Annotated in this window: 15 protein-coding genes; 6 read left to right on the forward strand and 9 right to left on the reverse strand. The window is 67.7% G+C overall.

The features are described from left to right. Positions 1 to 46: 46 nt before the first annotated feature. Positions 47 to 1033 (forward strand): thioredoxin-disulfide reductase, encoded by a 987-nt coding sequence (gene trxB / locus ACWKZU_RS01010; protein WP_449280532.1) that lies wholly within the window; start codon positions 47 to 49, stop codon positions 1031 to 1033. A 35-nt stretch (positions 1034 to 1068) separates the two neighbouring features. Then, positions 1069 to 1392: a thioredoxin gene (gene trxA, locus ACWKZU_RS01015; protein WP_053383104.1), complete on the forward strand. Its 324-nt coding sequence runs from the start codon at positions 1069 to 1071 to the stop codon at positions 1390 to 1392. A gap of 476 nt (positions 1393 to 1868) precedes the next feature. Here trxA and ACWKZU_RS01020 read toward each other — a convergent pair whose 3' ends face one another. The 9 genes from ACWKZU_RS01020 to rpmH form a co-directional block, all read right to left on the reverse strand. Continuing rightward, the gene (locus ACWKZU_RS01020; RefSeq protein ID WP_449280533.1) at positions 1869 to 2327 is read right to left on the reverse strand and encodes an SRPBCC family protein; all 459 of its coding nucleotides are present in this window, start codon (positions 2325 to 2327) and stop codon (positions 1869 to 1871) included. A gap of 40 nt (positions 2328 to 2367) precedes the next feature. Next, positions 2368 to 3363, reverse strand: coding sequence for a ParB/RepB/Spo0J family partition protein (locus ACWKZU_RS01025; protein WP_449280534.1), 996 nt, complete (start codon positions 3361 to 3363; stop codon positions 2368 to 2370). Positions 3364 to 3366: 3 nt separating this feature from the next. Then, complete coding sequence (locus tag ACWKZU_RS01030) at positions 3367 to 4281, reverse strand: ParA family protein (RefSeq protein WP_449280535.1); 915 nt, start codon at positions 4279 to 4281, stop codon at positions 3367 to 3369. Next, on the reverse strand, positions 4274 to 4915 hold the full coding sequence (gene rsmG, locus ACWKZU_RS01035) for a 16S rRNA (guanine(527)-N(7))-methyltransferase RsmG (protein ID WP_449280536.1): 642 nt from the start codon (positions 4913 to 4915) through the stop codon (positions 4274 to 4276). The genes ACWKZU_RS01030 and rsmG overlap by 8 nt, the downstream gene beginning before the upstream one ends. Before the next feature lie 135 nt (positions 4916 to 5050). Continuing rightward, positions 5051 to 5554, reverse strand: a complete 504-nt coding sequence (locus tag ACWKZU_RS01040) for a Jag family protein (protein WP_449280537.1) — start codon at positions 5552 to 5554, stop codon at positions 5051 to 5053. Between the two features lie 8 nt (positions 5555 to 5562). Further along, complete coding sequence (gene yidC, locus ACWKZU_RS01045) at positions 5563 to 6525, reverse strand: membrane protein insertase YidC (RefSeq protein ID WP_449280538.1); 963 nt, start codon at positions 6523 to 6525, stop codon at positions 5563 to 5565. A gap of 4 nt (positions 6526 to 6529) precedes the next feature. Then, positions 6530 to 6835 (reverse strand): membrane protein insertion efficiency factor YidD, encoded by a 306-nt coding sequence (gene yidD / locus ACWKZU_RS01050; RefSeq protein ID WP_449280539.1) that lies wholly within the window; start codon positions 6833 to 6835, stop codon positions 6530 to 6532. After that, the gene (gene rnpA, locus ACWKZU_RS01055) at positions 6832 to 7194 is read right to left on the reverse strand and encodes a ribonuclease P protein component (RefSeq protein WP_449280540.1); all 363 of its coding nucleotides are present in this window, start codon (positions 7192 to 7194) and stop codon (positions 6832 to 6834) included. The genes yidD and rnpA overlap by 4 nt, the downstream gene beginning before the upstream one ends. Positions 7195 to 7218: 24 nt before the next feature. Beyond that, the gene (gene rpmH, locus ACWKZU_RS01060; RefSeq protein WP_010155609.1) at positions 7219 to 7356 is read right to left on the reverse strand and encodes a 50S ribosomal protein L34; all 138 of its coding nucleotides are present in this window, start codon (positions 7354 to 7356) and stop codon (positions 7219 to 7221) included. Positions 7357 to 7809: 453 nt separating this feature from the next. Between rpmH and dnaA the strand changes: the two genes are divergently transcribed. The 4 genes from dnaA to ACWKZU_RS01080 all read left to right on the forward strand — a co-directional run bounded on the left by dnaA (position 7810) and on the right by ACWKZU_RS01080 (position 12483). Continuing rightward, positions 7810 to 9258, forward strand: a complete 1449-nt coding sequence (dnaA, locus tag ACWKZU_RS01065; protein ID WP_449280541.1) for a chromosomal replication initiator protein DnaA — start codon at positions 7810 to 7812, stop codon at positions 9256 to 9258. Positions 9259 to 9667: 409 nt separating this feature from the next. Next, on the forward strand, positions 9668 to 10810 hold the full coding sequence (gene dnaN / locus ACWKZU_RS01070; RefSeq protein WP_449280542.1) for a DNA polymerase III subunit beta: 1143 nt from the start codon (positions 9668 to 9670) through the stop codon (positions 10808 to 10810). A 12-nt stretch (positions 10811 to 10822) separates the two neighbouring features. Then, the gene (gene recF, locus ACWKZU_RS01075; protein WP_449280543.1) at positions 10823 to 11992 is read left to right on the forward strand and encodes a DNA replication/repair protein RecF; all 1170 of its coding nucleotides are present in this window, start codon (positions 10823 to 10825) and stop codon (positions 11990 to 11992) included. Beyond that, a complete protein-coding gene (locus ACWKZU_RS01080; RefSeq protein WP_449280544.1) occupies positions 11989 to 12483 on the forward strand; it encodes a DUF721 domain-containing protein in 495 nt (164 codons plus the stop codon). The genes recF and ACWKZU_RS01080 overlap by 4 nt, the downstream gene beginning before the upstream one ends. Positions 12484 to 12686 lie beyond the last annotated feature (203 nt).

Here is a 12686-nt window from a genome sequence, read left to right on the forward strand (position 1 = left end):
CGCGGCCCCCGGCCGCGTCAGAACCGCACTGCGCGCGAGGAGCCCCATGCACCAGATCATCATCATCGGTTCCGGCCCCGCCGGTTTCACCGCGGCCATCTACGCGGCACGCGCCGGCCTCAAGCCGCTGCTCTTCGCGAGCTCGGTCGCGATCGGCGGGGAACTGATGAACACCACCGACGTCGAGAACTTCCCCGGCTTCCCCGAGGGTATCCAGGGGCCCGACCTGATGCAGAAGATGCAGGAGCAGGCCGAGCGCTTCGGCACCGAGGTGGTGTACGACGACGTGGTGGAGGTCGACTTCTCCGGCGAGATCAAGCGCCTCACCACGGGCGACGGCACCGTGCACGAGGCGCACACCGTCGTCTACGCGACGGGGTCGGCCTACCGCAAGCTCGGCCTGCCCGACGAGGACCGGCTCTCCGGCCACGGCGTCTCGTGGTGCGCGACCTGCGACGGCTTCTTCTTCCGCGAGAAGACCATCGCCGTGGTCGGCGGCGGCGACTCCGCCATGGAGGAGGCCACCTTCCTCACCCGCTTCGCCGACAAGGTCTACGTGATCCACCGCCGCGACGAACTCAAGGCCTCCAAGATCATGCAGCAGCGCGCCTTCGACAACGAGAAGATCGAGTTCATCTGGAACTCGGAGGTCGCCGCGATCCACGGCGAGAGCCAGCTCAGCGGCGTCACGCTGCGCAACACCGTCGACGGCACCGAGAGCGAGCTCGCGCTGGAGGGCCTGTTCATCGCGATCGGCAACGACCCGCGCACCCACCTCGTGCACGGCAAGCTCGACCTCACCGGGGAGGGCACCATCGCGGTCGAGGGACGCAGCTCGCGCACCTCGTCGCCCGGAGTCTTCGCCGCCGGCGACGTCGTCGACCCGACCTACCGCCAGGCCGTCACGGCCGCCGCGTCGGGCACGGTCGCGGCGCTCGACGCCGAGCACTACCTCGCGGCGATCGCCGACCACGGCGAACTGGAGGCCGTCGAGCTGGACCGAGTCGAGGTCGAAGCGCTCGTCGAGCGCTGATCACCGACCATCTTCCCAAGGAAAGAGGAGCCATCATGAGTGAGGCCATCAACGTAGACGAGCAGACCTTCGACAAGGTCGTGCTGCAGAGCGAGATCCCCGTGCTCGTCGATTTCTGGGCCGCCTGGTGCGGTCCCTGCCGCGCCGTGGCGCCGGTGCTCGATCAGATCGCGGCCGAGCAGGAGGGCAAGCTGCGCATCGTCAAGCTCAACGTCGACGAGAACCCGAATCTCGCGGCGCAGTACCGCATCACCTCCATCCCCGCGATGAAGGTCTTCAAGAACGGCGAGGAGGTGCGCGAGATCATCGGGGCGATGCCGAAGCCGATGATCGAGGAGCACCTGAACGGCATCATCTGAGTCTTCTCGCTCTGCGGCGGTGAGACGATCGGCCGCGTGCTTGGACAGGCACGAATCGTTCTGAAGTTGAACGCGTCAGCGTTCACCTCGATTCGTGGGGCCGCACACGGCGGCCTCGCGTGTCGCTCCGCGCCACGCATCCCTGATGCGCACGCTTCCCCGATCGCCTCACCGCCGCTCTCGTTTGCCGATGATTCGACAGATGGTGAGGGGCGGGTGGCAGAAGTCGCGCGCAGGTGCGATGGTGCGCCGCGTCGAGTCCGCTTCGCCAGTGGGAAAGCACGGATGGCCGGCTTGCACCTGTTCGCCGGTTGAGCGAGCGAGGCGAGTCGAAACCCGGCGAGTCGCGGCCCGCGGGATCCGCATCGAGATACCCGGGTCATCGGGTCCTGCGCCTCCGGCCTGTTCCCCGCCTCCGCGCAGGATGACGGTTGCAGGCGCCCGCTCCCCGAGCCTGCCGAACGGGGAGATCCCGCTCAGGCGGCCGGCGTCTGCTCGGCGAGGGCGGCGAGACGGTCGATCGACGCGCGCAGCGCGTCGACGGTGTTCCCGCGGGCGCGGGCGAAGCGGTTCGGATCGGTGAGCCCGGTCCAGTCGTACGTGTGACGCACCAGGCATCCGCCCGCGGGCAGCGGATCCACCTCCCAGCGCCAGAGGTGCCCCGGCTGCGGCTCACCGACGGGTGACGGGCGCCACGCGATCCGGCGCCCCTCCTCGAACTCCACGATGTGGTTCTCGCGATCCTCGCCGTTGTGGATGCGCATCACGAAGACATCTCCGACGTCGTGCACGCGCTGACCCGCGGCCGCCTCGATCAGGTTGCCGTTGCCGTCCCAGCTCGGCTGCTGCGCGGGATCGGCGATCAGTTCGAAGACGACCGCCGGGTCGGCGGACACCTCGCGTTCGGCCGCGACGATTCTCGTTTCCTGGCTCATGGCACCAGTCAACCACGCGGCCCGCCGCTTCGGGGAATACCTACCCGAAGCCGGGGTCGTCGAGCTCGGCGAGGATGCGCTTGAGATCCGCGATCGTCGCGAAGTCGATGATGATCTGCCCCTTCTTCGCCCCGAGCTTCACCGCGACGCGGGTGTGGAAGCGATCTCCGAGGCGCTCGGCGATCTCGCCCAGCTGCGCCTGCACACCGCCCGCCCGCGGCTTGGGGGAGCGGCGCTTGGGCTCCTCCGACGCCACCGCCTCGGCCGCGCGCACCGAGAGTCCCTCGTTGACGATCTTGTCGGCGAGGCGCTGCATGGCCTCGCCGTCGCCATCGAGCGAGAGGATCGCGCGCGCGTGACCCGCCGAGAGCACTCCCGCCGCCACGCGCGTCTGCACCGGCTCCGGCAGGCGGAGCAGCCGGATCGTGTTGGAGATCTGCGGCCGCGAGCGGCCGATGCGCTCCGCGAGCTGCTCCTGCGTGATGCCGAAGTCGGCGAGGAGCTGCTGGTAGGCGGAGGCCTCCTCGAGGGGGTTCAGCTGCGCGCGATGCAGGTTCTCGAGCAGCGCGTCGCGCAGCATGTGCTCGTCGGCGGTGCTGCGCACGATCGCCGGAATGGTCTCCAGCCCGGCCCGCTTGGAGGCGCGCAGGCGGCGCTCGCCCATGATCAGCTCGTAGCGCGGCTCGCCCGCCGACGGCGCCGGCTCGATGGCCCGCACCACGATGGGCTGGAACACGCCGAACTCGCGCACGCTGTGCGTCAGCTCCTCGAGGGCCTCCTCGTCGAACTCCGTGCGCGGCTGCGAGCGGTTCGGCACGATGTCCGCGACCGGCAGGCGGGTCAGCTGCGCGCCCGGCACCTCCTGCAGAGCGTCGTCGGTGTCGACCCCGACGGTCTCCTCGCCCGCATCGATCGCCGCGACCGCTCCACCGTTGGCGGGGAAGAACACATCGACCGGGCGCTCCCCGCTCGAGGGCGACTGCGGAATGAGCGCGCCGATCCCGCGGCCGAGCCCGCCTCGCTTCTTCGTCGCCATGCGCTACGCCTCTCCGTTCTGGTTACTGATGTTGTTCGGTGATCCCGGGCCCCGCTCGGCCATCTCGGCCGCGGCCTCGAGGTAGGCGAGCCCGCCGATCGACGCGCCGTCGTAGGCGTGCACGGTCTGCCCGTAGCTGGGGGCCTCCGAGATGCGCACCGAACGGGGGATCACCGCGTTCAGCACCTGCTCGGGGAAGTGCGCGCGCACCTCGCCCGCGACCTCCTGGGCGAGGTTGGTGCGGGCGTCGTACATCGTGAGCAGGATCGTCGAGATGCGCAGCCCGGGATTGAGGTGCTTCTGGATGAGCTGGATGTTGCCGAGCAGCTGGCTCAGCCCCTCGAGCGCGTAGTACTCGCACTGGATCGGGATGAGCACCTCGTCGGCGGCGACGAAGGCGTTGACCGTGAGCAGCCCGAGCGAGGGCGGGCAATCGATGAACACGTAGTGGTACGTGCGCTCGGATTCGGCGAGGAACGCCTGCAGTGCCGTACGCAGCCGCTGCTCGCGCGCGACGAGCGAGACCAGCTCGATCTCGGCGCCGGCCAGGTTGATGGTCGACGGCACGCAGTCGAGGTTCTCGTGGTCCGTCGTCGACTGCAGCGCGTCCTCGAGCCCGCTGTCGCCGAGCAGCACGTCGTAGACGCTCGTGACCTCGGGGCGATGGGGCACGCCGAGCGCCGTGGAGGCGTTGCCCTGCGGGTCGAGATCGATCACGAGCACGTTGGCGCCGCGACGGGCGAGCGCCGACGCCAGGTTCACCGTGGTGGTGGTCTTGCCGACCCCGCCCTTCTGGTTCGACACCGTGATCACCCGCGGCTCGTCCGGCAACGGGGAGACGGTTTCGGCGAGTTTGCGGCGTCGCCTGATCTTATCGACGAGGTGGTCGCCGACGAGCGACTTCTCCGCTTCAGCCATGTCTATCGATTTTAGCCCGAAACACCCGGGTCGTCTCGTCCAGCTGACCGACACCGAGCTCCTCGACCGCGATGTCGCGCACGCGGTGCTTGCGGAGCACCTTCTCGGCGGCGTCGATCTCGTCCTGCACCGAGGTCCCCTTGAGGAAGAGCATCTCCCCGCCGTCGCGCAGCAGGGGAGCGGTGAGCGGCACGAGCTTGCGCAGCGCCGTCACCGCTCGAGCCGTGACCTGATCCACCTCGAAGGCGCCGTGATACTCCTCGGCGCGGCCGCGCCGCACCTCCGCGTTCCGGAGATCGAGGCGGTCGATCTGCTCGTTCAGCCAGGCGCAGCGGCGCTCCATGGGCTCGATCAGCAGGAACCGCACGTCCGGCCGCACGATCGCGAGCACGAGTCCCGGCATGCCGCCGCCGGTTCCGATATCGGCCACGCGGGCCCCGGACTGCACGAGCGGAGCCAGCACCGCGCTGTTGAGCAGGTGCCGTGTCCAGAGGCGGGGCGGTTCGAGCGGGCCGATGAGGCCCAGCTCCTCGCCCCGGGCGCCGAGGTCCCGGGCGAACTCGCGCAGCACGTCGATGCGCTCACCCGCGATGGCGGCGGCGACCGCGGGCTCCGGCTCGAGTTCTACCGTCATTCCGTCCTCATCACTTCGACTCCTGAGCGAGTGGGATCCGCGCGACCCCGGCACTGCGCCGCGTCGCGCGGAGGAGCGCCGAGGCTCCCGGCGCCCCGTCGGGCCTTCGTTTCACGTGAAACGGGCCCGTGGGCTTCAGCCGCGGCTGATGACGAGCCGTCGATCCCGGCCCTCGCCCCGCGACTCCGAGTGGTAGCCGCGCTCCGCGACCTCGTCGTGCACCAGCTTGCGCTCGTAGGACGACATCGGCTCGAGCTCCACGCGATCCCGACCCGCGGCGATCTGAGCGATCGCGGCGTCGACCATGCCCTTGAGCTCGGTGGCGCGGGCGTCGCGCGATCCCGCGACATCGACGATGAGCCGCGAGAAGCGGCCGGTCCTCGCCTGCACGGCGAGGCGGGTCAGGTCCTGCAGCGCCTGCACCACGTCGGGTGCGGCGATGCGATCGAGATCCTCGCCGCCGCCGTTCACCGAGACGTACGCGCGGCCGTTGGCGACGTCGATGTCCAGGTCCCCGTCGAGATCGGCGATGTCGAGCAGCCCCTCGATGTAGTCGGCGGCGAGATCGCCGTCGGCCTCGAGCTCCTCGAGACCCGGTTCGTCGCCGGCCAGCTTCTCGTCAGCGCGCTCTGTGCTCACGGTGCCCCTCACTTCTTCTTCTTCTTCGAGCGCTTCGAGCTCATCGGCTGCTGGCGCTGACCCTGCTGCGGTTCGGGAGCGGCCGACGGATCCTGGCCCAGGGCCTTCGCGCGCTTCTCGTCGTCGGTCATCTTACCCTTGGCCTTGAGACGTTCCTGACGCTTGCGCCAGGCCTCGCTGCCCGGGGTGGGCATGGTGTTGATGACGATGGCCTGCTGACCCATGGTCCACAGGTTCGAGCTGAACCAGTAGATGTTGAGCGCGAGCGGGAAGGCCACACCCGAGAAGAGGAACGCGAAGGGGATGATGTAGAGCAGGATCTTCTGCTGCCGGTACATCGGCGAGTTCTTGGTCTCGTCCGAGACGTTCTTCGACATGATCTGCAGCTGCGTGAAGAACTGCGACGCGATCATGAGCACCATGATGGCGCCGAGCAGCGCGACGACCATCCAGTTGCCGCTCTCCCAGCCCTGGGTGAACGTCATCTTGAGCGGTGCGCCGAAGATGCTCGCCGCGTTGAAGCTGTTCGTGAGCGACTCGTTCATGAACCCGATGCCGGTCTTGTTCTCGGCGGCGTGGCGGAGCACGTAGAACAGCGAGAAGAACACCGGCATCTGGATGAGGATCGGCAGGCACGACGCGAACGGATTGGTGCCGTGCTTCTTGTACAGGGCCATCGTCTCGCGGCTCATGGCCTCGCGCGAGAACTGATCCTTCTTGCCCTTGTACTTGTCCTGGATCTTCTTCATGTCGGGCGCCAGATCCATCATTCGACGCTGCGACTTGATCTGCCGGACCGTCACCGGGATCAGCGCCGAGCGCACGACGACGACGAGGCCGATGATCGAGAGCACCCAGGTGACGCCCGAGGCCGGGTCCATGCCCATCGCGGTGAACAGCCAGTGCCAGGCCCACAGCACGAGCTCGACGAGCCAGCGCAGCGGCCACAGTATCGTTTCGAAGAAGTCCACCGGGTTAGGCCTTTCGCTCGATGGGGCGGACGAAGCCGCGAGGGTTGATCACGAAGTTCTGGTGCTGCCCGGGAGGTACGTCATCGATACCGCCGGGAGTGAAGGGATTGCAGCGGAGAAGCCGCCAGACGGTGAGCGCCGTGCCGACGAGGAAGCCGCGAAGCTGATACGCCTCCAAAGCGTACCGGGAACAGGATGGATGATACCTGCATACCTGTCCGTAGAGCGGGGAGACGAGGCGGCGATAGGCGTGCATGAACGCGATCATCGCGTTGCGCGGCAGCAGCCAGATCTCGAGCAACGGAGTCATGATTCCGCGCCCCGGGGGAGCATCTCGTGGGCGAGGCGGTCGAGGGCGCGATTCATCTCGTGCTCGAGCTGTTCGAAGGACGCGTCGGTGATCGCCGGCAGGGCCCGGAAGACCACGTCCAGCTCGCCGAAACCCGCGTGCAGCCGGCGCTCGACGACGGTCTTCATCCTGCGGCGGATCAGATTGCGCGTGACCGCGTTGCCGATCGCCTTGGAGACGATGAAGCCGAACCTCGCGGGTTCTCCGGGTGCACGCAAAACCGCGTGGGTGATGCACAAGGCACCCCCCACGCGGCGACCGGCGCGCACGGCGCGGCGGTAATCCTCGCCCCGGGTGACACGATGCTGCCTCGCAGGCACGATCGGGAACCGGGAACGGTGAGACTAGGCGGTGAGCTTCGAGCGGCCCTTGCCGCGACGGGCCGCCACGATGGCGCGGCCGGCGCGGGTGCGCATGCGGGCGCGGAAGCCGTGCACCTTGGCGCGGCGGCGGTTGTTGGGCTGGAAGGTACGCTTGCTCATGACAGACTCCGTGACTTATGGAACAGATCCCCGAGGCTCGGTGACATCGAGGAAGTCGGATCTGGGCGAGCACGTGATGCCGTGAGAAAAACGCACGCGTTTTCCGCAGCACGCACTGGCGCAAGTGCGCCGATCCAGGCGGGCCGCCCATACAAGGTACTTACTCTACGCGAGAACTCCGGCTCCGTCAAAGTCTCGGCTCCCCCCGACCGGCTCCCGACGGCCGGCTCCGGCACCGTCTCGGCGCGGATGCGACGCGCCGAGACGAAGATCGATCTCCGCTTTCACAGACAGACTTGCCTGTGGACAAAACTGTGGCTAACGTGGGCGCAGGTGTTCTCCCACCGCTGACAATATCCCGGAATTGCACGGATCTGCGGCGATTCCCTTGTGGATAACTCTGGGTATAACATTGACCATTCCAATCCATTCGAGATCGAGCCGGGTAGACGCGTGACTGATGACGAACTGCAGGAGGTCTGGGCGCGTGTGACCCGGGCGGTCATGGGCGACCCGTCCGTGGGCCCCGCGAACGGCGCTCAGGTCGCCCTCGCCCTGCCCCGGGGGATCGCGGCGGGCACCCTCTACCTCGCGGTTCCCTACGAGTTCACGCTGAAGCTGCTCGAGAGTCGCCTGCGACCCTCGATCATGGCCGCGATCGCGGGGATCCCCGAGGCCGACGAGATCGAGAACTTCGTCGTCATCGTCGACGAGGAGGCGCATCCGTCGCTGGATCCCGAACCCTCCGCCGTGGAGGAGGAGCCGGCCGCCGCGACACCGCTTCCGGCATCGACGCACGCCACTCCTCGGCACGATGCGGTGCGCCCCGTCGACGAACCGCGCCGGCGGCACGGCGCCGAGGCGCCCGTCGACAGCCGCCTGAACGAGAAGTACCGCTTCGACAGCTTCGTGATCGGGCAGTCGAACCGTTTCGCGCACGCCGCCGCCGTCGCGGTGGCCGAGGCCCCGGCCCGGGCGTACAATCCGCTCTTCATCTACGGCGACTCCGGCCTCGGCAAGACCCACCTGCTCCACGCGATCGGGCACTACGCGCGCGAGCTCTTCCCCGATGTGCGCGTGCGGTACGTGAGCTCGGAGGACTTCACCAACGACTTCATCAACTCCATCGCCAACAACCAGGGCGCCGCCTTCCACTCGCGGTATCGCAGCGTCGACATCCTGCTCGTCGACGACATCCAGTTCCTCGAGGACAAGGTGGAGACCCAGGAGGCGTTCTTCCACACCTTCAACACGCTGCACGATCACAACAAGCAGGTCGTCATCACGAGCGACGTGCAGCCGAAGCAGCTCCGCGGCTTCGAGGAGCGGATGCTCTCGCGCTTCGAGTGGGGACTGCTCACCGATATCCAGGCCCCGGACCTCGAGACGCGCATCGCGATCCTGCGCAAGAAGGCGCAGCGGGAGAACCTCGAGATCGACCACAGCATCCTCGAGTTCATCGCCAGCAAGTTCTCGTCGAACATCCGCGAGCTCGAGGGCACCCTGATCAGGGTCACGGCCTACGCCAGCCTGAACCAGCAGCACATCGACATGCCGCTCGTGCACACGGTGCTGAAGGATCTGATCACACTCGACGCCGACAACGAGGTGCAGCCCTCCGACATCATCAGCAAGACGGCCGAGTACTTCGATCTGTCGATCGACGACCTCTACGGCCCCACGCGCGCGCAGCAGATCGCGACGGCCCGGCAGATCGCCATGTACCTGTGCCGCGAGCTCACCCCCCTCTCGCTGCCCAAGATCGGACAGCTCTTCGGCGGCCGCGATCACACCACCGTCATGTATGCGCACAAGAAGATCTCGCAGCTCATCGCCGAGCGCAGGTCGATCTACAACCAGGTGCAGGAGCTGACGACGCGTATCAAGCAGGGCTCTCGCTGACACCCGTTCACCGACCGTTTCTCCACAGATATTCATCACCCTGTGGATAGCTGGGGAGAACTCGGGCGTTTCTGTGGAGGAGATCCTGCGGCCTGTGGAATCATCGTGAGGGCGCTACTTCCGCATCATTCCGCGGGGGAGCACTCGCTCCGATGCTGCCAACACCTCACAGAGATGTAGTTCTTTAGGACATACTGCGATCGGGGGAGTTATCCACAGTTTCCACAGCTGTTAACACTGTTAACACCTCAATCTCTTTTCAGGGCACTCGATCACGCACTCCGCACTCGGCCCGATCCCCGTCTGCCAGACGCCGACAGGAGTTCGCGGATGCTCCGGGCCGCTGAGTATGCAAAGATTGTGAACCGACAGATCAGGCGCACACGTGTGTGCGTGGGAGGGAACCCAGATGCGATTCACCGTCAACCGTGACGTGTTCAGCGAAGCCGTATCGTTCGCCGTCAAGCTGTTGCCGCAGCGTCCCACCCAGCCGCTGCTCAGCGGTGCCCTGATCGAGGCCGAGGGCGACCAGCTCACGGTGTCGTCGTTCGACTACGAGGTGTCCGCCCGCACGAGCGTCACCGCGGTGATCTCCGAGGCCGGCCGGGCGCTGGTATCGGGACGCCTGCTGAGCGAGATCGCGCAGCGTCTGCCCCACGCCGATGTCGAGGTGTCTCTCCTCGAGAGCCGGGTGGAGGTGCGATGCGGATCCGCGTCGTTCAGTCTTCCCGCGATGCCCGTCGAGGAGTATCCCCAGGTGCCCCGGATCGACTCGGTCTCGGGGTCGGTTCCCGCCGACGTCTTCGCCGATGCGATCGCGCAGGTCTCCCTGGCCGCTTCGAAGGACGACGTCACCCCGGTCATCACCGGTGTGCAGTTCGAGGTGAACGAGAACTCGCTGACGCTGACGGCCACCGACCGGTATCGCGTGGCCACGCGGAGCATCGACTGGGAGAACCAGGGCGGCCAGGAGGAACTGACGGCACTGGTGCCGTCGAAGATCGTGACCGAGGTCGGCAAGACGTTCTCGAGTGACGGCCAGGTGCAGGTCTCGATCGTCAAGGACGCCGAGCGAGAGCTGATCGCGTTCACCGGCGGATCGAAGACGGTGACCTCGCTGCTCATCAAGGGCAACTACCCGCCGGTCGGCCGCCTCTTCCCGGAGAACGTCGACAACTATGCCGTGGTGAACACCGGCGAACTGGTGGAGGCCGTCGGCCGCGTCGGGCTGGTGCTCGAGCGCGAAGCCGCCCTCCGCTTCTCCTTCGTCGAGGGATCGGTGACGCTGGAGGCGGCGGGCACCGAGTCGGCCCAGGCGGTGGAGACGGTCGACACGCACCTGGTGGGCGACGACATGGTGGTCTCGTTGAAGCCGCAGTTCCTGCTCGACGGTCTGCGCTCCACCCATGCGGAGTTCGCGCGGATCGCGTTCACCCGCACCGACAATCCGGGCAAGCCCGGGCCGGTGCTGATCACGAGCCAGCGCAGCAAGGAAGAGGCCGACGAGGAGAGCTTCCGCTACCTGCTCCAGCCGAACCTGCTGCTCCGATAGGGGAGGGGAGCGATGCGGGTCGCGCATCTCTCGCTCGTCGACTTCCGCAACTACCGCAGCGCGGAGCTCGAGCTGGCGCCGGGCCCGAACCTGCTCGTCGGCCGGAACGGCCAGGGCAAGACGAACCTGGTCGAGGCGATCGGCTACTTCGCGACGCTCCGTTCCCACCGCGTGACCGGCGACGGGCCTCTGATCCGATCGGGGGCGGATGCCGCCGTAGCGCGCCTGAAGGTGGCTGCCGCCGATCGAGATGTGATGCTCGAACTGCAGTTGAATCGGGATCGGCCCAATCGTGCGCAGGTCAACCGCAACGCGGTGCGACCTCGGGAGGTCACCCGATGGTTCGCCGCAGTGGCATTCGTGCCGGAGGACCTGGGAATCGTTCGTGGAGAGCCCTCAGGACGCCGGCGCTTCCTCGATGACGCGCTGGTGGCCCGGCATCCGGTGGCTGCAGGGGCTCTCGCAGACTACGAACGGGTGGTGCGTCAGCGTACGTCGCTGCTGAAGTCATCGCGCGGAGGCTCCGGTGCACTCGAGGCGACACTGGGCATCTGGGACGAGCAGCTGATTGAGTACGGCACGCAGATCATGCTCGCGCGCCGCGAGCTGGTCCGCGATCTGGGGAGTCCGCTGCGGGAGGGGTACCGTCGGCTGGTGACGCAGGATCACGGCCCCGAGCTGACTCTGAGCGAGTCGGTGCGCAGCGCGATCGCCCCGGATGATGTTTCACGTGAAACGGGCTCCCCGGAGGCGCTCGCCTCCGTTTCACGTGAAACACTCGCCGAGCAGTTCCGGCAGGCCCTCGCCGCCGTGCGATCGCGAGAGCTCGATCGCGGCGTCACGCTCGTGGGTCCCCACCGGGATGATCTGGTCCTCACGCTGAACGGGCTCCCCGTCAAGGGGTACGCCAGCCACGGGGAGTCGTGGTCCTTCGCGCTGTCCCTGAAGATGGCGCTCGCCTCGATCCTGCGGGACGAGTCGCCGGCGGGCGATCCGGTGATCATTCTCGACGATGTCTTCGCGGAACTCGACTCGCGGCGGCGCGAAAGCCTCATGGCCGCGGTCAGCGACTTCGAGCAGGTGATCGTGACCGCGGCCGTCGAGGAGGATGTGCCCGACGGGGTGTCCTGGCGTCGCGTCCGCATCGAAGCCGGCGCGATCCTCGAGGAGACCGACCGATGATCCCTGTCGGCGAGGACGGATTCGCCACCGAGGCCTATCTGCGCGCGAAGGCCGTGTGGCGCGGGTCGACGTATCGCCGGAGGCGGCGCGCGGAGCAGGACTCTGACTCGCCGGGGGGCCGCCCGTTCGGCGGCGGACGTGATCCGCGTGCGCTCGGAGACGTGCTCAGCGTGATCGCCAGCGACATGGGGTGGAGCGTCGAGCTCGAGCAGGCCCGCCTCATCGCCGAGTGGCCGGAGTTCGCCGGGGAGGCCACCGCCGACCACACGACGGTGGTCGGGATCAGCAATGGTGTGCTGCAGGTGCAGTGCGACTCCACCACCTGGGCTACTGAGCTGCGGCGGCTGCGCGCCGAGATGCTCACGAGGCTGCTCCGCGACTACCCCGATGCCGAGATCCGCGACCTGCGGTTCCTGGCCCCCGGTGCGCCGAGCTGGCGGCACGGCCCGCGGTCGGTGCGGGGGAGAGGACCGCGCGACACGTACGGGTGATCGAGGAGAACCATGGTGACGGGGTCGCGCGCCGGTATCCGGAGATGGGAGTGCATGCGTCCGCGGGTGTTCCCAGATGATTCATGGCCGCGGCGACGCCGCGGAGACGGCCCGCCGAACAGCGCGCAGGAGCGTCTCGTGGGCTTCGATCCGATGCATCGACTGCGCGGGGGATCGTCCCCCGCTGAGAAATGAGTGCTGGG

The sequence above is a fragment of the Leucobacter sp. genome (genome assembly GCF_053528595.1).